This window comes from Prevotella histicola (assembly GCF_055385135.1).
Window position 1 is genome coordinate 455,558 of sequence record NZ_AP043794.1, and the last position, 19,828, is coordinate 475,385.

Consider the following 19,828-nt stretch of genomic DNA (forward strand, 5'->3'; position numbering starts at 1 on the left):
TATTCTTGCTATTTTGTTTCAGGCCTAAAGGTCCTCAGTATATATACTTGCGTTGGAAAATTTTATAAAGGATAAAAAGAGAATTACTTTCTCACCAGTTTAAATGTCCTTTCTTTGCTACCACTTTGCAGTGTCAATAGGTAAACACCCAGCTGTGGAAGATAGACTTTAGTGGAGAAATATGTATCTGGCATATTGGTCTGACGACTGACAAGAGCTCCACCCGTCGTATAGAGTGCCATGTCCAATGGGGCTGCTTCGCTCAGTTCCACCTGGACACCGACATATCCATTCGCCGTTGGATTAGGACTTACACTTACATTCGCAAAGAAGTCACTATTTCCATCGGAAGGATTCATGGAAGGAATTTCTGTGATACCCGTCTTAGATATCTGAAACTCATTCTCAGACTTATTGCCCACATGATCTGTCGTTGTAAGAAGGTATTTCCCTTCTATGAGTCCGTCAGCAGACTGTATGCTGTCACTTGTGGTACGATTGAAAACAGACATGTGTTCTCTCTGTAGGGTCATCTTGTAAGGGGCGATACCACCTGTTACCCTGACAGAAAGTGTTCCTGTGCTGCCGCTTTTCTCCGTTGGCTGCTTTACTTCTATTGTTGTAAACATATCTTTGGCAGCTCGTAGCGTGAACACATCACGTTTGCCTAACGGTATATTCTTAAAGACAATACTGTCACCAACAGTCGTATTTGCCTTATGATAGCTTAGAGTTTTGACAGGAAAGCTACCCGTTCCTGTAGGGTCAACGGCAAGATAGTAGCTCTCACCTTCTGCAAGAGGCTGTATCTGGCGTAGTTGCTTACCATCAGCTACAATATCAACATTAGGCTTGTCAACCCGTGTTGCTGCATTCATCCATCGTCTACCTAGCCACTTACCGTAGGCCTTACTCTGGCGGAAAGAAAGTTTGCCATTGTTGTCACCCCAAAGAAGACTCTCACCATCTTCAAGAGGCTTGCTCATACTGATTGTAAGGAAACCATCTTCCTCACAGCTCTTGGCTCTTGTCTTATGTAGGGCAGAGGCTTTGTCTGAGATAAGACCAGCTATACGGTGGCTATAGTCCTTGTTGGTATACCCATTCCAAATAACCTCGCTCCTTGAATTAAGGTAACTGCTGCGAAGGCTCACACCATATTTCAAAGCAAGATAGCTTTCCACACGGCACCGTTCTGTATCAGAAAGGCGGCGATCGAAGACTGTATATTCAACAGTTCTACCTTCAAGGTTCCTCACAGGCAACTTAGCGTTCCCATTCCGACCGATATGCAAAGTCTGACCATTCCCCATATTGGAAGAGGTCGTATAGCTATAAAGTCGCATTTCAGGCAATGAGTCCTTGGCATAATTCATGAATGTACCATCGCCAAGGTTAGCAGCACGTTCAGTTGTCTGTATACGGGTAATAGCTTTTCCACTTCCAAGAGACCATATTGCCTGCTCCTTTTCGCCATATACCTTACTTACGCCTATATAGGTAAGTCCAGCACCAGCAGAGACACGGACAGAGGTGGAATCGTGTGACCATACCATTGGCTTATCTACACCACCAGGGGTCTGAGCTGTAGCAGAAAGAGTGGATAGAAAGAAGAAAACTGCTGTGAGGTATTTATGTTTCATTTAAAGACCGTTTTAATATGATTGTAGTTATGCTGCTTATTTAGCTTTGCCAATAGGAAGACTGTAACCAATGGTAAGGCTGACAGTCTGAAGATTATTCATACGCTCCTGATAGCCATAGTCATTGGCACTGGTGCGGAGCATATCATTAAATCCGAAACCGTATTCCAGTCCTGCCTCAAGACCGTTCTTTATATCAACATAGCCAATTTTTATAGTAGGAATGAATGTCACTCGTGCTTTGACTGATTCTCTCAGATGATCCTGGATGCGTTCAGCCTGTTGTCGGTATACCTCTCCAATGCGGTCATTGGTGAAGTCGATATTACGGCTGCCAAACGGAATAGCGGCACTAATTCCTGCTCCCATATAGAATTTTGGAAAAACATAGAAACGAAGCAGGACTTGTGGAGTAATGAAATTATAATGAAATCGTGTAGTCTCGGTTACATTTTCAGGTATCTTATGCTCTGTCAGCTTGCTGAGAATACGGGTGTAATCAATGCCCAGCTCAGCACCTAATCTACGATATTGCCATGTTCCAAAGATTCCAATACGAGGACTTATACCACCACGTTCACTCATTGTGAAAGTAGGACGTATATCATAGTTTTCAATAATACTGCTTAATCCTGTTATCTTTGAGTAACCGATGCCCGTACGAAGTCCTATACGAAACAAGTGTGTGTAAGGATAAGAATATCTTTGGGCGTTCGAAAGATTTTGTTCTGTATTGGAAGAACTCGTTGAAATATTGCTTTCTGTTTTGTCTCTAGCAATATTATCCTCTCCCTTAATCACAGATTGTTGGACTGATTCAGTTTTTTTATTTTGCTGATTGTTTATATTATTTGTTCCGTCTGATGCAGGAACTGATGAAGAAACGCTTTGCCCCTTAGTACGTGATATCGTTTTAGTATACTTTGTTTTTCGCAGTGAATGATGTTTATAACCTCTTTTCGTATTTTTCTTCATGGTATAATGTGTCCGACTCTTTACCTTATTATAGGTATGCTTGGCGACGTTCTGTTCAGATAAAGGCGGTTGCTCATCTTTGATAATAGGTGGAGGTAAGGGCGTAGAATGGTTGCTTTTAATGGGTTGCTGAACTTCCTGTACCTCTTCTGGTTTGTCATTTTTGCAACCCATTGCAACGAAAGCGATTGCAAATATAACAAATATGATATTAAAAAGATGGTAGTTTCGTTTGTTAAATCTGTTATTCATAAGGCATTACAATGATTTACAGATTGAAAAGATAACTCACACTGAGTTCTATATTCTGACTGTGAGTTGCGTGTTCTGCCCAGTTATAGTCATTATGCTCTGTCTTGATAGTAGAGTTTAAACCATAAAAATAACGTAGGTCCACAGCCCAATGATGGTCTATTTCATATCCGAAGCCACCTCCAACAGCAATGTCTGGCTGTCCTGTCAGCTTCTCTTTCATTAGACGTTCCGTCTCAGCGACTGTGGCAAAATGATAGTTTGCAAACTTACTTTCTTCTTGATTACTCTCGTAAGATATGCCCTTACCATTAAGATTAGCTCCCGCACGTCCACCAATAGAGATATTGAAGCCTTTGCGCCAAGGATAAATCTTCAACAAAGCAGATACGCCAATGTAATTATAACGAGGTGTAACCTTATAGTTTAACTCCTTATTATCATTATAGACTAGTTGTGATGCCTTCTGCCAATAGCTAAATCCGCCTTCAATACCAATGATGGAACCATCGACATGATATTGAGCAAACACACCAACTGTTGGAGTAATTTGCCACTTGTCTTTGAAATTGTAATTGGAATAATAGTCTTCTGGAACAAGGATCTTATCCATTCCTGTGTTGACAGACATTCCACCACCTAAACGGACACCCAGCTTAAATGGTGCTTCTTGTGCAAAAAGATTAGTATTTACAAATAATAAGGTGGCGAGAATACCAATTTTAGGAGTTATATTCATTGTAGTAGTTGGTTTTAATTTCTGGAAACAAAATTATAAAAAATAAGAGTATTTACATAAAGATTCTTAAGTTTTAACATTAAATAATAAGAAAAGTGGATAACAGAGTTAGCAAGAAGAAATGTGTAACTAAAAAGTAAAGAAGGTAGAGACCCTAGTTAGAAGGACATTCACATAACAATTTAGTATCTTAGGTAAAATACTAATTATTGAAAAATACTAATCTAACGTGAGTTCGACGGGTTCAGAACGATGTAGGTTGTGTCAATGGTTCTTTGTAAATGTTTGTATATTAGTTCCTTAATATTACAATGAATTTCACTAATCACCAAGTTTATAGACGCTTATAATTCGGCAAACTCACGTTAATTATAATTCAGCAAGCTTTATATAGTAAGATTACCATTACGAGGATGTTCCTCCGTAACCTTAAAAGAACCTTTAAATAGGTTCTTCTTGAAAAAACAGATTTGTACCTTTCCTATTTGCGCTAAATATATACCACGTTTAGGAAAACGAATATTCGTGCTTTTGAAAGAACTCGGCACAGCTAGAATTCGTATAGCTTTATAATTAAAATCTGTATGTTCTTTTAAATATTTAAGGACCAAGGCGAAACTAACACTAGCACAGTTATTAAATTCTTTAACCATACGTGCCATCTCAACAAAATCATCAAAAGCTTTCAAATCACCTAAGAGATCATAGAGAAGGGGGGTATGAGCATCGTAAGACGTTCCACAAACAACATAACCTTTATTACTATATATAGTCTCGCCCCACCATCTTGCATCTTCAACACGAGTATCCCAAAAATAATAACCTTCACCAAGCCAAGGGGTTTTTGCACCCGTCTTTATCCTTCCCCGTTCGTCACGAAGAGTACAGAAATAGGGACCATGCTCCTCTATTTCCTTATTGTTATTACGATATTCAAGGGTTTGGTAGATTTTCGTAGGCTTCATTTGTCATTTAACGACAGAAGTTTTTTCACGGAGTTCTTCTGTAAGTCCCATTAAGTTTACTGTCGGTAATACTATTGGAGATGTATTTGCTTGAAGTGAAAGCGTACTAACAAAGGCTCTTATATATGGAAAAATTATGGCAAGACTATTCGGATAAAAGAAATCAGGAATATCATTAAACTTAATATCTCCATTGAAAACAAAAGATGCTATGCAAGAAACACTAACAACGACAGTGCCCGTCTCTTTACATTTAACAACTGTTTCAAAAGAAAGTTTATATCGCCTACTTCCCTCATCATACTTACCAGAGGGGAGAAAATGTATAAAGAACTCAGATTTCTTCGGTATATCAAAGTTTAAGGTTGCCTTAGTAAATCTATATTTGTCTAATCTAAATGCTACATCATTCATAATCATGCTGTCCTGCCATACTGTACTTTAGAATCTATATCATCAGTAGGGACTGTAAAATAACGATAGTTCCCACTCAGGAAGTCATCTGAACGGTTATATTCCATTTCGGTTCCAATATAACCTTTTAACATATCAGCATATTCCAACACATCAGGACCTATCTCATTAAGGTAGTCCCACTCAGCACTCTCTTTCTCAAGAATCTCCTTTGGAGTATTCTCGAAATAGCTCTTAAGTTGCTCAAGAAGTTTTCCCATCGTCCTTTATTTATTAGTTTGTTTCTGCTACAAAGGTATGATTTTCTCTTTAAATATCCTAAATTATCTACTTTATTTTATACTTATACCATGAACCTACATCAAAAACCTTCACCAAAAGATATATGCGTACAAGTATTCATTGAGTATAACCCAATGGAACGGAGGAAGGGAGGGAGTGTTCTGTTGTAAAGATTATTCCCATCTGCTTTTTAATCTACGCCCTTTTGTGTTCTAAAAGATGCCCTTTTGAAGTGCAAAAGGGCATCTTTTAATGTGCAAAAGGGCATGTTTTGCAATGCAAAAGGGCACCTTTTACAAGCCCGTTTGTAACCGATTGATAATCTAAAGGTTACAAAGGTGAAAAAGAGGGGATATGGTAGGGAAAGTGAAAGATGACGAAGCGGAAAGTGTAAGGATTTTTGTTGCTGTCCGTTCCGTTGTGTTTTTCGAAGGTAAGGTCAGTGTTCTTTGTCATCAGGGTAGCGGCTTTACCGATTCAAAAGGTGGGTAAACAGACTGAGAAACGGACGTGAAGAAGACGAAAGAAACGGCGGGATTGGCAATCAAAAATGTATCTTTCAGCCAATGATTTTTTAACGTTCCAACGACAGGTTACAAAGAATTAATTGTGTTTCAGCGACAGAATCATGACCAATAATATGGACCATGATGGATATACAGTAAGTAGAGATCCTACTTAATAGATTCAGCTCGCACGCTCTATGTCCTCCTTTAAAAAGGACAAAGAGCTTCACGAGCTGTAGAAGGAGAAGTTTTCAATTCAACTTATATCACTTCTCAAATGGATTACCAATATGCTTATGCTATAGAATAAGAAGTTTTTATCTCAACTTATAGCCCTTGAATGCATAGAAAAGGATATAAGAGAAGCTGACAAAACAGATCCCATACGCATATTGAATGTTGCTAACATCCTTAATAAGTCCGAACAACACAGTGATAACAGCACCACCGATAAGTCCCATTGTCATTAGTGATGAGCCCTCCTTGGTATATTTACCCAAGTCCATAAGAGCCAAAGGCCAGAATGCGGGCCACATCAATGAGCAGCCTAATGCCATGATACCTACAGCATAAATACTATAAACACCCGGGAGTAACAATACAAGTAGCGTTCCAAACAGTGCAACGAAGGAACAGATCTGTAAGGCTTTCGTCTGTGAAAGATACTTAGGAATAAGAATAATACCTGCGATATATCCTATACTGATGCTGATTGGGGTAATCCATGAGTACGTATGAGGATGAGGAAGACCTAATTCACTTGCATAATCTATAAGTGTACCCAAGACGATGGTCTCTGAACCAACATAAAAGAATATGGCAATTGCTCCAAGAACAAGATGTGGGAACTGGAAGACAGAATGCTTACTGTTTGCGTAGTCGGACACTGCTGAATCTGCATCGGCGTCATCTTCTCCAGCTGCTTTCACCTCTGGCAAGGGTGATATGAGTGCTACGACACCTAAGATTACAAATAAGCAGATTATAACCAAGAACGGTTTGTCAAGATCTTCCAAGCCAACACCGCCACTATTACTTGCAAAAAGAGCAATAAACAAAGGTGATACGGGCCATGCTAACTTGTTTATCATGCCCATAATAGAGATTCTTTTTGCTGCACTCTCCGTTGGTCCAAGGATTGTTACATAAGGATTTATGGCAGATTGTAGGAACGTATTAGCTGTTCCACAAAGGAAAGATGCCAATAAGAAGATAATGAAACTCCTTTCAGCTGCAGAGAGAATAAACACTCCGAAGGCTATAGCAAACATGGCAAAAGCCGTAGCCATCGTACGCTTATATCCAATTTTACTTATCAATAAGCCTGCTGGATAACCAAAGATAAGGAACGGTAAGAACGTAGCTCCTATGAGCATATAGGCTTCTGTGGACGAAACGCTTAGCGAAACCTTCAATACTGGTACTAATAAGGAATTGATTCCCAATGCAAAGCCACAAGTAAAGAACATGAAAGCAAGGAAAAGCATTGGAATAATGAAGTTGTTTTTTTCTTTCATAGAGAATCTTTTTTGAATTAAAAATTAATTGTTATGTTTTAAAAATCCGCTTTTTTTGACTACAGTTATCTTGAAAGTGCAAAGTTACTACTTTTTTTTAATAATAACATACATTATCTTTGCGTTGTTATTGAGTATATTTACACTTGCAGAAAAAATGGTAATACTTGATAGAAAGATAGTACATAATGTGCAAACCACGTGCTGTCACATCACATACACTGAGTTTAATCTACCATTTCATAGACATTCCGAGATACATCTAACCCCAAATGAATACAGACAACACATTAACGCTGAGAAAATCAGCAACCATATGAATATAACAACTGGTTCGCCGCAAGACTCAACACATAGTAAATAAGGGTGAATAACAACATAAAGCGAAGGCTATGCTGAGCTTATTTTGAAGAATCTCTGCGCTTTCTCTCCTCGCATTTGGGTGGAACGGAGGAAGGGGAGGACTGTTCTGTTGTAAAGATTATTCCCATCTGCTTTTTAATCTACGCCCTTTTGCAATGTAAAAGACGCCCTTTTGATGTGCAAAAGGGCATCTTTTGATGTGTAAAAGGGCATGTTTTGCAATGCAAAAGGGCACCTTTTACAAGCCTCTTTGTAACCTATTGATAATCTAAAGGTTACAAAGGCGGAAAAGAAGGGGTATGCTAGGGAAAGTGAAAGACGACGGAGCGGAAAGTGTAAGGATTTTTGTTACTCTTCGTTTCGTTGTGTTTTCAAAGTAAGGTCAGTGCGCTTTGTCATCAGGGTAGCGGTTTTACCGATTCAACAGACGGGTGAACAGACTGAGAAACGGACGAGAAAAAGACGAAAGAAACGGCGGGATTGGCAATCAAAAATGTGTCTTTCAGTCGGTAATTTTTTAATGTTCCAACGACAGTTTACAAAGAATTAATTGTATCTTTGCGACAGAACAAAGACTAATAACATTGAAAATAACTATGACAAACGTAACAAAATACTGGAAGAAGGCAGGCATGCCACTGCTTCTTTTCTATGTTATTGCGGTGGCATGCAGACTCGTTTCGCTTTACGTCTTACCCCGTCTGTTCCCTGACAGTTGCTCTTCCATCATCTTGCAGCTATGTGAAGGAGTGGGTCCAGCACTGGGAGCTGTGGTGGTAATGGGCATCTTTAAGAAGAAGTTTTTCTGTTCCATAGCAGGTAAATCATGGATACGCAGCCTTGCGTGTATCGTCTTCCCCACCCTGCTCTTTCTCATTTTCGACACGCATCACGGGCTAAGAACCTCCTTGGTGTTCTTAGGTTGCACGCTCTATGCTTTCCTTGAGGAAGTGGGTTGGCGTGGTTATCTAACGGGAGAGCTTGCAGCAATGCGCCCGATAAAACGTATCCTGACCATTACTGTCTTGTGGTTTTTCTGGCATTTGAACTTCTCTTTCAACATGAGTGGACTGATATTCTTCGCCATCTTACTGTTGGCTTCCTGGGGATTGGACCGGTTTGCACACGACACACGGTCTCTTTTGCTATGCGCTTGTGCCCATGGCATCTTCAATCTCTTCAAACATGGCAATGGAATCTTAGACAATTACCTGACGATTTCCTTGCTTGTGATATCCATTCTGTCGTGGTTCGTCATTTGGTATTGTCCCTTTAAGAAGAAGACTACCGCGCCTTAGCCGTCTTTTTTACGAATCACGAAGCAGGGAAAGACCAAGAGCGGTACGCCCTATCGGGTCAGACTGAGTTTCAGACTGACACCGAAGTCGTGCGTTGTAGTAGGATAACTGCCCGATGACAACAGTGGAGAGTTGATCTGCAGGTCGTAATAGAGGCTTGCCGTAACCAACCTACTCAGTGTATAGTCGCCCATAAAGGAGAACTTAAAGGCAGTGTTACCACTTGATGCTGCCGACGACAGCGATGCGATGTCACGTGTCAGCGATGCCTGTTGACGATAACTCATATCGAGACGGAGGTTCAAATCACGGTTCACCCCACCATTCTTGTTCGTCGAGTTATTGTCATTCTGATTGTTATCATTCTGCTTTTTCTTGCTTTTAACCACCCTTCGTGTTCCCGTATTGAAGAGATTGAAGTTATTTATCCTGTATCCAATGCCGATAACCCAGTCCTTTGACGTTGCTTCATTGAGCTGGATACTCGTCATTGAGAGCGAAAGGACACGTGTCTGGCGGTACTCCAGACGTGCCGTAAGGTCATTCTGCAACGTCACATCTACTCCAAGCAGCGGTGAGAAAGCCTCATTGATGCTCACTTGTGAGATGTTATACATTGAACTTGGCAATGGATTGCCCGTTGTAGCATCGGTGATGAAGCCCAAACCGTTCATGTATTCCTGCCAAGTACTGTAACTCTGGTAAGAGCCAATGGCAAAGATGCTGCGATAAGCATGGTTGATATTGATACTCTTAAACAGTGTCTCGAAGAACGGCAGGCGTGACAATCCACTGTAACGGATGGTCCAGTTCGGCAGCAGACTGCGTAAAGTAGGGAACAACTTCAGTCCGTTACCGCCCATACTGGTGTAAGCATTAAGGAAAGCAGGTATCATTACGTCCGCACTATACTTGTTTACGGCTCCGTTTGCAGGGTTATATGTTCCTCCACCATAGGCTGCTGGATAGGTAGAACCTTGATATCGAGCCTCAACAAGCCCACGATATTTCTCGAGCGAACCCACGAAACGGTCGAAGGTAGCACTGTGATACCCGTTATTAGCATCCCCCTGACTCTCGAAAGCCGTACCCAGAGAGAGCGTTGTCATGGTCAGCGTACCGCTTTGCGTGGTAGGATTGCCAGCATACATATACTGAATGCTACGTGAGGTGGTCTCCGTCCGACTGGCAGTAAGGTCAATCTTAAAGTCTCTGAAAGGCTCTAACGTAACGCGCAACTGCAGATCTTCGGTCTTATTGGTCGTTGCTGGTGTAGCAACACTGTCATTAACGAGTAGCCAATTATTATTACGAGCCTTGCCAATGTAGTCGTCATCAATGAGACCAAAGGCGAAATCGAGTCCCGGAGACATGGCTCCCGTTCCTCTTCTCTGCCCGAATGCCTTCCCGACAGTAGGCATGAAGCCCGGCAAAGCCATGGCATACTGGTTCCGATAAGAGACACTTGCATTACGAACCATCATCAATGCACGTGCAACATACTGTGCCGTCTTGTACCATCCCTTGTTCTCGAGTGGCTCCTTCGGTGTCACGGTGAGCTTCATACGTACGGCAGAGTCAGCCTTGTTATATACCTTCACCTGGTTATCGCCCACCTTCTTCCACTTTATCTGTATACTCTTTCCTGTTGCATCCTTGGCAGATACCATGAGTCGTTTGGTGTGTTTACCATGTGAGATGACAACGGCTGAGTCGGCATTGATGGTTATCTCCTGTTCAAAGCTCCGCTTATTCTTCGGCAGTTCCTTCTTCTTATTGTCCTGTTCCTCCTTCTTTTCCTTCTCTTTCTTCTTCTTTTCCTCCGGCGTCATTGGCTTCTTCGGCTGCAGACGAGGCTTTGTACGGTTGAAACGCTCGTTGGTTTTCTTAAGGAAAGGAACGTGATTATAGAGTCTTTCGAAGTTGAATGACCCGTTGATATTGAGCATACGGTTGCTCGTAATCGTATTTCCAAGTGACGTACCATCCTCCAGTTCCGTTCCACGTACCCACGTGTATGCCGCAGTATAGGTGGCATCAGCATTCACCCAGTCGAAGGCTGGAATGAGATTGAGTGGCAACTGATAAGAAAGGGTGAAGTTCTGTTGATAGTCAAGTGGCGTTCCGAAGTGCTTGATACTTGTCCAAACAGAGTCTTTCCACGCCTCATATCGGTCTGGATAGAGGTCCTTATTGACAGGTGTATACGGCTCTTCAATCTCCGCATGGGTAGCACTCTGGAAGTTCATGTGCAGGTTTCGTGTCAGATCCCACCGCAAAGAGAAGTCACGATTCCACAGGAATTGTGAGTTAAAGGTCAGAGGCAGCATGTTATTGACCGTTGCTTCCATGTCACGTTCCTGTAGTTCGTAGTAGTTTCGGAGCATCTCCGTGTTGAAAGTGATGTTCTGTGGCAACCAGTTGAGCCCGAAGTTCTTGAGGATATCAAACCATCTTGACTTCCCTTTGATGACTTTTCGGAACGGTTCCCATGTCTTATACACTGGAGTCCACGTATAGTTGACAGCTCCACGCCAGGTGTCTTCGTTCTCATAGACCGTCGTCTCACCCGTAGTATGTGAGTGCGAATGACTGTAAGAGAAGGAGAAGTTGGCAGGATCGTACGGCATTGGATGGCTCGTCGTTTGTATTCCGACACGTACATTAGACAAAGAGAAGTTCGTTGTCAGGCGTTTTGTCACCGCAATGGACTCTATGGAGTCGCGTTCCTGCCGGTTGGCAGCACCTTCCAAGGCGTCTTTCAGCTCCATATCCGTGTCAAGTGGGTTATACTTCGGACGGCTTTCGCTCTTCGTAACACTATAATATAAAGGTGCAGAGACCTTCGCTTTGTCTGGGAAGAACTTACCTAACTCAAGGCTTGTGGTGACTGAGACGTCCGTTTTGGTCTCTTGTTGCCGCTCATTGACGCCTTGTTCAATACCACCAAAGCCATCCGTGCTGTGGCTGGCATTGATGTCTACGGTACCAAAGTCGGACAACTGGAGGTTCAACTGCCCACGTGCAGCCCATCCACCTTCGTTGTTGAACTCTAACAAGCGCAATTCGTTCACCCATACCTCACCACTTTTCTGACTGCTTGCGAGGTTTCGAACACCAATGATCATCGTCTTCACCTCTCCCAACGTTGGGTTACCCATGATCGTAACACGGTTGGCTGGGTGCTCAGCGTCGTATATTGAGAACGGACGATTGTAACTTGCAGTACCTGCTCCACGTGCTTGGTTGCGTTGTTTCTTCACCGATGTGAGCAACTGCAAGGGTATATCCATCATGTTTTCCTCTGGCCATACAGCCTTACAACCCTCTGCTGTGTAGGTATCATACCATCCTGCAGGGGTTAGTTTCAGAGGTATCTCATACTCATAGTAGTTGTTTTTATAGTCGGAACCCAACCGAACGAACACTGCCAGCTGGTTATCAGTAAGGTTAGTGGTGTTCTGTTCGAAGGCATTGGCATGTACAAACATCTGCAGACGTTTGTATTGGCGCAGGTCAAGGGTCGTGTTTTTATATACAGCCTTCGACTCTCCAGTACCGAGATTGCTCACCGACATAGACAAAGCCTGCTCGTTTTGCTGAACAAGCTGTGGCTGACTTGGGTCCTGTCCACGGTCTATGCCAGGAGGAAGGGTGTAGTTTACAGGTACTTTATTGTTGTTTTCTTCAATGCTAACGGCGCTTACTGCCATCGTTCCAGAGGTAGATGCAGCGTTGGTAAGGTTCTGTGAATACTGTCTCCACTTACCACTTACGAGGTCGAACGTACCAAAACGCAGTACAACAGGCTTCTCAAAGTCGGTCAAGAACATACGCATGAAACGTATACTGGTGAAGTCGCTGATGTTACCCACACGCTTTTGGAACTCCTCCAATGGGATTCTGAACTGATACCAGGTCACTGTTTCGGACCCACCTTTGCGTAGTGCGGCAGATGCTGTACGCTTATCCACTATGAAATTCCTACCCACAACGAGGTCCTGTGGTCGGATACTGATATGATATTGATAGTATTTCTCATACTCATTCAGCGTATAATCCTGGTTGATATCCTCCACATCAGGTGTCGTTTTATAGGAAGTATCGTATCGTTCGTTGTTGTTATCGTTGTCAGGAGAGTTGCCTTGTGGGTTGTTGATACGCTTATAACGCTCCAAGATGGATGCCTTCTTTGCATCCCAATCCGACCCACGGAAGTAATGATAGTCATCATTTGAAGGGTCAGCCCATATAGAATCGAACACAGCTTGGTTCGTTCTGGCTCTTGCAGCAGTGAGAAAGTTCTGATAAGAAGCGAACTGTTGCTCCTCTTCATTCGTCAATCCGTCCAGACCTATGTCCTGTTTGGCTCTGCTTCCCTTTGATGTTGCGAAGGCATAGGTGATGGTTGACTGTGTAGGAATGCGTCCCCACTGCGTCGTTGTCCATGAAGAGCTACCGTCAACAGGCATTCCGCTCTCGTAAAACTTCTTCCCATCCTTAAGAATATCCTCTGAAACCTCACCTAAATCGATGTAGAAATCACCGCCATAGTGGCTTGCGTCGGGCTGAAGGTTCGAATAAATGAAGGGATCTAACATCCAAAACTCAATGTATTCGATGTTAGCTGCCTGGAAATCATTGGTATCGAGCTTGCGCATCATACCTCCCCAAGAACCTCTTGGGTCAGTAAGTCTACCGTTTGCATCGATGTTTGGGTTGAAGTTATACGGCCCTCTCTCCGTTGGATAGTACGCAAGATTGAGCACATTCAGCGTTGATATGGAGCCAGTATAGTTCAAATCACGGTTCGGGAAGAGCTCTCTGACAGGCACTTCACGCACATAATGGTTCGAGAGTTGCTCAAGGTCACTCTTGATATGTCCTGGTGTGAGTGAGCTACTACGGCGTGTGAACAACGGATCGATGTTATACCATGCCAGAAGACTGCGGTTAAAACCACTGCGAAGGCTTGTCTTATCCGTTGATTCCGGGAAGTCTGACGGTACACTTGAGATAACCCACGACTTCGGTTGACTCACGTCGATGGTGTTCTTTGTCCCCTCGAAGTCATCCAGATACGAAGCATTGTTCTGTGTTCCCTTGCTTTGTCCGGCAATAAGCTGGGCAAATTCTGCCGAGAACGTTATGTAAGAAGGCTGTGTAACATGCAAGAATGGAATCTTATTCAGCATATTCGTCAGCCATTGGCTTTCCTTTTTCCAGTTGATATTCAGTCCCCAGATGGTGTTATTGAGTGGTTCCGCACCCATATTCACCTTCGTTGTCAGTGGTTGTTCAGACAGATGCATGAACGTACCACCAATCTGGAAGTCCTTGGAGAAGTCATATTCCCAGTTCAAACCAAGCATTGTCTTGCGCTCTTGTTGGTAACTGCTCTGGCTTTCCAGCGATACGTTGACAGCTGTTCCGGCATCAATGATACTCTGATTCAGTATCGTTACCTCTCCAGCACTGTAGTCAACGCTGTAATCAGAACCCTCTGTCAGCGTGACACCACCGGCTGTTACGACCACCGAACCTTGTGGAACGTTATATGCACCAAGTGAGATGACGTTGGCAGCCGTACCCCGATACTGTCCAACAAGCATGTATTTATCTTTCTCTGCAATCTGTTTTGCAATGGTTTTTGTGGAGTCATAGAGCTCGGAGAAGACGTATTTATTGGCGATATTAGCTGCTACACCTTTCGCAAGGAGTGCCTTTCGGAGTCCTTCACCAAAGGGTTCAGCCAGCGGGAAGAACACTCTTCCGTTGTCAACGGTGTACCCTTCCACGTAATCAAAGTATCCATTGGCATGCGGATTATTGTTATTATCCAGGCGGTCAGCGCCAAGAAGGCGGATGATAGGCTGACTTTTCACTTGTGGTTCGGGGATATAAGAGAGATAAACACCTGTGGTATCACTCTGATACTTGACGTCTAAGCGGAATTTATCACGTTCAATGTTTGTCGAAAGGTAGTAGACGTTCTTCATCATCAGGTCCCAGTTGCCCTGTTTCGGGTTGTTACTGGTGTTCTTCAGTGACTTTACGAAGAGTGCTTCATTGATATCTGTACGGTCACTGGCGAACTCTCCCACCTGATAAGTTACTCCTCCATAGGTGTATTCATAGGCTACTGCCAGCACTTGGTCGGTCTGTAGTCCACTACGAAGTGATATATAACCCAGCGCACTATTGACAGTATACTCCGAACTGCTGAGCAATCGGGCATTGGCAAGCTTCTCATAGTCGTTTCCACCCACCAGTCCTGCACCGTCAAGGATGCTCGTCACCTGGTCAATGTTACGTGCTGCGGGATAGCCTTGTGCGATGGTGGCATACTCGGTGTTGGCATTATTGGCAGGAACAGGGCCTGTTCCGGCACCCCAAAGGTCGGTACGACTGACCTTTGTGTTCTCACCTAAGTCGGTCAAAGCAACGATATTACGGGTGTTACTGGTCGTTCCTGTCTTGTTAGTAACCCATATCTCCACACGGTTGATGGTTATTCCCGTGGTAAGGTTGGGTAAAGTCTTCATCGCAGCATCGTAGTTGTTACGGAAATACTGCGAAAGGAAGAAGTGACGGTTGTCCTCATACTCCGTAGCATCAATCTCAAAAGGAGTGAGTTGCTTACCTCCTCGTGAGCTAACGCTTTTGTTTGAGCTCTTCTTCTGTGACAGAACGGTCTGCAGTTTCAGCTTTCCAAACTGCATATCGGTACGTATACCGAAGAGGGATGTGGCTCCCTGAACAAGCGAGTTATTGGATGGAAAGGACACGTTACCACCTTCAACGAGTTTGATGATCTCGTCTTCTTTCCCTTCATACTTCAACTTGAAGTTCTGAGTATCAAAGTCAAACGTGGCGTCAGTGTTGTAGTTGAGGTTCATATTCACCTTATCTCCCACCTTACCATTGACGTTTAAGTTGATCTTTTCATCGAAGTCCATTGCCGTAGTACGGCGGTTTCGGATGGGTAATGAGGGATTATCGATGTTCTTTATGTTTCCTCCAAACTTCAGTTCTGCCGTTCCCTGTGTCTTGATACGTACACCACCGGGACCGAAAATCTTCTCTGCAGGACCCAGAGAGAAGTGCATATCTGTGAAATCAAACTTCTCTTTGCCTTTCTTTTGGAGTATTTCCTGGTTCTTAGAGCGGTAATAATCAGAGAAACTTCGCTTCTCACTCCACTTCCGATACTCCTCTGGTGTCATCATGATAGGGGCTGTCACGTAGGTATTCCCAATCTTATTGCCAATGATGTATCGGTCGAGTGTATCGTTATATTCCACGGTCTGCCGCATGTTCTCCGGACGACTGAGGTCGGTGGAGTTCTCTTTCAGATCGTCATAGGTGACGGGTGAGGTGCGTTGCACCTTCCATCGCGGGTGTAAAAGGGAGTCTGGGATCTTCTCATCGTCAATCTCCACGTCAATTTTCTTCGCCTTTTTCACCGTGTCTGGCGGTGCAATGGTGGTCAAAATCTTCTCTATTGAAGCGAAACCAAAGGCTCCACGTCCCCAGCTCAACAGACAAACGCTGCCAAGGAGGACGACAAGAAGGAGGAATATGTTATGGTATCTTTTCAAAAGCGATTGCGAATCACACTTTACTTAATCATCTTCAGAGCCATCTTTACAACCTGTTCAACAGGAAGATCGGGCTGTTCTGTCAGAATACTGACCACAACCTTTGCCGAAGGAGCAGGAGAAAAGCCTAACATTGTCAATGCACTGACGGCTTCATCCTTGATTCCTGCATCAACAGCAGGCGTCCCTGGCTGACTACTTACATGTAGTTCGTCGGCTACTCCGCTCTGCATGATCTTGTCTTTGAGGTCGACAATGATGCGCTGTGCCGTACGAAGTCCGATGCCTTTCACTGTTTTCAGCATCTTTTCGTCACCGTTTGCAATGACATTGCACAGTTCGGCAGGTGTCAATGACGAGAGAATCATACGTGCAGTGTTGGCTCCTACACCCGAAACGGTAATCAACAACTGATAAAGTGAGCGTTCCTGCTTCGTTGCAAAGCCGTAAAGCGTGTAGCTATCGTCACGTCCTCCCGTCATAATTGCCTCATGCACAAAGAGTTTCACAGCCGTTTTACCTTGTATAGCACTATAAGTATTAAGTGAAATGCTCAACGCATAACCCACGCCATGTGCTTCAACAACAGCCAAAGCAGGTGTAAGTTCGGTGAGTTCACCCTTGATGTATTCTATCATAATTCAAAATTCTTCACCTTGAGAAGCCCAAGGTGTGGTTGTATATACAGTCTCCTAAACGTAAGTTAGTTATCTTTTATTGTAGATACACTTCAAAAACTGCACCTTATAACACTGATTAAGGTTATTAAACAACCCTCATGTGCTATGTCATTATTTGCCCAAAGGAGACCCACAGACAACTTCGTTGCATCCTTTCAACCATGCTTTTTCTTTTAGAAAGCCCACCTTCACGCTCCGTGATGGGAGAGAAGGCTAAACGGAAAGGGATTCATTACCCGCCATAACACGCTCAGCAGAGAGGTAAGATGCACAGATGAAGCAAGAAGAAAGGCTGCACAGTGTCCTTTCTGGACAATAAATTCTTAGGGAACGGATGTGTTTTCGGGATTTAAACGATAGGGGAAAAATTACTCTTTTCCCCTATCTTAGTTTAAAATTAGTTTGCTGTCACTTTTAACATTTCATGTAATCACCTCATGTATAATGGGTTATACGACTACAAAAGATGACAGAAATGACAGCAAATGTGATTCTTCTCACTGGCTTCATCTCAATCCCTTACCCATCAACGCACCTACCTTCATCATAAAAAAGACGCATTTATGGCAATGCGGTTGTGACCACAGAGCCATCAGAAGGGTAAAGAACCATCCAGGAGAGGTGCTGCAACCGTTGTCTGCTCATGCTCCAACAGGCGGAGATCAGCAATATGGTGAGCCAGATCATCACGTCTACTCAACAGTTCAAGTTCCTCTCTCCTACCCCGTGACATCCTGCAAAACTCCTCTTCCTGCTCTATTCCGGCAAAACGACGACCACAGAGATTGGCTGCAATACCCGTAGTACTGGAGCCACTAAAGGGGTCGAGAACCCAGTCACCGGGGTCAGTGGAAGCAAGAATGATACGGGTCAGCACACTCAAAGGCTTCTGTGTAGGGTGTTTTCCTTGCGACTTTTCCCATCGTCCGATAGCAGGTAACCGCCACACATCCGTCATTTGCTTGTCGCCATTGAGATGTTTCATCAGTCGGTAATTGAACTTATGCGGCACACGTGGTAGCTTCCGAGCCCAGATAATAAACTCTGTTGAATAGGTAAAGAACCTACAAGAGATGTTACACGGTGGGTTTGTCTTCTGCCAAGTGATGACATTCAGAATCTTATAGCCCAGTTCCGTCAGGCAGTTAGCCACGGAGAAAATGTTATGATACGTCCCACTGATCCATATCGTACCGTTATCTTTCAGCTTATCACGGCACAGTCTGAGCCACTCACGGTTGAAAGTCATCAGTTCTTCGGGGCTCTTCCCCCTGTCCCATGACCCTTTATCCACACACACTACATGCCCACTCTGCAACGAAATACCGCCATTGGAGAGGAAGTAAGGAGGGTCAGCAAAGATCATATCAAACTTAAAATCAAACTCACGAAGCAGCTTGAAACAATCGCCATGAGCAAGGAGAAAGTCGTCTTTCTCCACTGTAAACACCTTATTTAATTTATCCTGTAACTTCACTTTGCACATCATTTCTGAATGCAAAGTTCCATAAAAGAAAATACAAAAAGGGCATTAGATCATTGTTTAAGTTTTGTGATCATAAAAGATCAATTCTCTTTAAATCCATCCTTTACGCGAGGTCTGCAGACAAAGCACATCATATTGTTTCACAATATCTTCATAAGAATGGAAAGTTATACGATTACGCACATTGTCAAAGGCTGAATGTTCCCTGACTTTCTCAAACTGTGCATGTCTGCTTTCAGATGCTACAATGATAAAACGGGTATTGAAGTCCTGTAAATCACAGAACTTTAGAAATGAATTTTGCATATCCGTAGAGTGCTCCACCTCAAACATACTATCGGGCATACCACGCTTATTGAACCATATTGCATCAACTGTACGGGCACGCGTCGTTAATTCTGGATATGAAAAAGGAGGTATCTTATTTGTGTCACACACATCTTTTAAGGGCTTTTCAAGAAACAAACGATTCTTATCTTGTGCTGGAATATAAGTCTCAAAGTGCTTCATTCGTCCTATCTCTGTGATGATTCCCTGATAATAACCATGTGTAAAGACTTCAGAACCTTTACTTGTTTTATCCTTTAAATCAAACTTTGACAAAACAATCTCACGACATTCTTCTAACGCCCACAGCCCTGGTTGCACCCTAAAGATCTTTGGTGACTTTTGAACTATTTGCCGAATAGACTCCTGCGGGGTCTTTGTTGCCCAATGAGAAGTGTCTACTATATGGTAAAGGTTACCTAAAGTTGAATATCCTCCATGCTTTCTCATAGCATCAACCACTTGGTCTGCCTGTGTATATTTCTTTGTCATAGAATGCCGTCTCTTGTCTGTTTTAAGTCATTTAAATAGTATTTACAGTGCAAATGTACGTAAAACATATGGTATTCCGTAGCTTTTTATTCTGAAAATCATCAGTTTAAAGGTCATTAAAAGGTGAGACAACGCCAAAGAAAGGATCATTGTTTAAGTTTTATGATCATAAAAGATCACATTTACAAAACAAACTTTAAAACGGTGGGACATGTCGTTTGAGGTGCTTCCTATGAGTGGTGCGGTTATCTATTCATGCCCACGAAAGCGGGAAAAGGGGGAGGGGAA

The 19,828-nt window shown here is 43.2% G+C and carries 12 protein-coding genes; 1 reads left to right on the forward strand and 11 read right to left on the reverse strand.

Annotated features, from left to right (window positions below; all coding sequences use genetic code 11):
* Positions 1–83 precede the first annotated feature (83 nt).
* The 7 genes from ACZ48L_RS10660 to ACZ48L_RS10690 all read right to left on the reverse strand — a co-directional run bounded on the left by ACZ48L_RS10660 (position 84) and on the right by ACZ48L_RS10690 (position 7,293).
* Positions 84–1,643, reverse strand: a complete 1,560-nt coding sequence (locus ACZ48L_RS10660) for a T9SS type A sorting domain-containing protein (protein WP_464722040.1) — start codon at positions 1,641–1,643, stop codon at positions 84–86.
* A 36-nt stretch (positions 1,644–1,679) separates the two neighbouring features.
* Positions 1,680–2,870 carry a porin family protein gene (locus ACZ48L_RS10665; protein WP_464722041.1) on the reverse strand — a complete coding sequence of 397 codons (1,191 nt, stop codon included), beginning with the start codon at positions 2,868–2,870 and terminating at the stop codon, positions 1,680–1,682.
* A gap of 16 nt (positions 2,871–2,886) precedes the next feature.
* On the reverse strand, positions 2,887–3,609 hold the full coding sequence (locus tag ACZ48L_RS10670; protein ID WP_025792489.1) for a porin family protein: 723 nt from the start codon (positions 3,607–3,609) through the stop codon (positions 2,887–2,889).
* Between the two features lie 386 nt (positions 3,610–3,995).
* Entirely contained in the window at positions 3,996–4,574 is a 579-nt protein-coding gene (locus ACZ48L_RS10675) for a hypothetical protein (protein WP_025792491.1), read from the reverse strand.
* 3 nt (positions 4,575–4,577) lie between these two features.
* Positions 4,578–4,988, reverse strand: a complete 411-nt coding sequence (locus ACZ48L_RS10680; RefSeq protein WP_242401742.1) for a protein-export chaperone SecB — start codon at positions 4,986–4,988, stop codon at positions 4,578–4,580.
* A gap of 2 nt (positions 4,989–4,990) precedes the next feature.
* Positions 4,991–5,248, reverse strand: coding sequence for a hypothetical protein (locus ACZ48L_RS10685; protein ID WP_025792495.1), 258 nt, complete (start codon positions 5,246–5,248; stop codon positions 4,991–4,993).
* An 845-nt stretch (positions 5,249–6,093) separates the two neighbouring features.
* Positions 6,094–7,293, reverse strand: a complete 1,200-nt coding sequence (locus ACZ48L_RS10690) for an MFS transporter (protein WP_025792497.1) — start codon at positions 7,291–7,293, stop codon at positions 6,094–6,096.
* Between the two features lie 959 nt (positions 7,294–8,252).
* Between ACZ48L_RS10690 and ACZ48L_RS10695 the strand changes: the two genes are divergently transcribed.
* Positions 8,253–8,954, forward strand: coding sequence for a CPBP family intramembrane glutamic endopeptidase (locus tag ACZ48L_RS10695; RefSeq protein ID WP_025792499.1), 702 nt, complete (start codon positions 8,253–8,255; stop codon positions 8,952–8,954).
* A 50-nt stretch (positions 8,955–9,004) separates the two neighbouring features.
* Here ACZ48L_RS10695 and sov read toward each other — a convergent pair whose 3' ends face one another.
* The 4 genes from sov to ACZ48L_RS10715 all read right to left on the reverse strand — a co-directional run bounded on the left by sov (position 9,005) and on the right by ACZ48L_RS10715 (position 19,540).
* Positions 9,005–16,555 carry a T9SS outer membrane translocon Sov/SprA gene (gene sov / locus ACZ48L_RS10700; RefSeq protein WP_464722042.1) on the reverse strand — a complete coding sequence of 2,517 codons (7,551 nt, stop codon included), beginning with the start codon at positions 16,553–16,555 and terminating at the stop codon, positions 9,005–9,007.
* A gap of 20 nt (positions 16,556–16,575) precedes the next feature.
* Positions 16,576–17,193 carry a Holliday junction branch migration protein RuvA gene (ruvA, locus tag ACZ48L_RS10705; RefSeq protein WP_025792501.1) on the reverse strand — a complete coding sequence of 206 codons (618 nt, stop codon included), beginning with the start codon at positions 17,191–17,193 and terminating at the stop codon, positions 16,576–16,578.
* Between the two features lie 634 nt (positions 17,194–17,827).
* The gene (locus ACZ48L_RS10710; RefSeq protein ID WP_373274231.1) at positions 17,828–18,712 is read right to left on the reverse strand and encodes a DNA-methyltransferase; all 885 of its coding nucleotides are present in this window, start codon (positions 18,710–18,712) and stop codon (positions 17,828–17,830) included.
* Positions 18,713–18,811: 99 nt separating this feature from the next.
* Positions 18,812–19,540: a hypothetical protein gene (locus ACZ48L_RS10715; RefSeq protein WP_025792504.1), complete on the reverse strand. Its 729-nt coding sequence runs from the start codon at positions 19,538–19,540 to the stop codon at positions 18,812–18,814.
* Between the last annotated feature and the right edge of the window lie 288 nt (positions 19,541–19,828).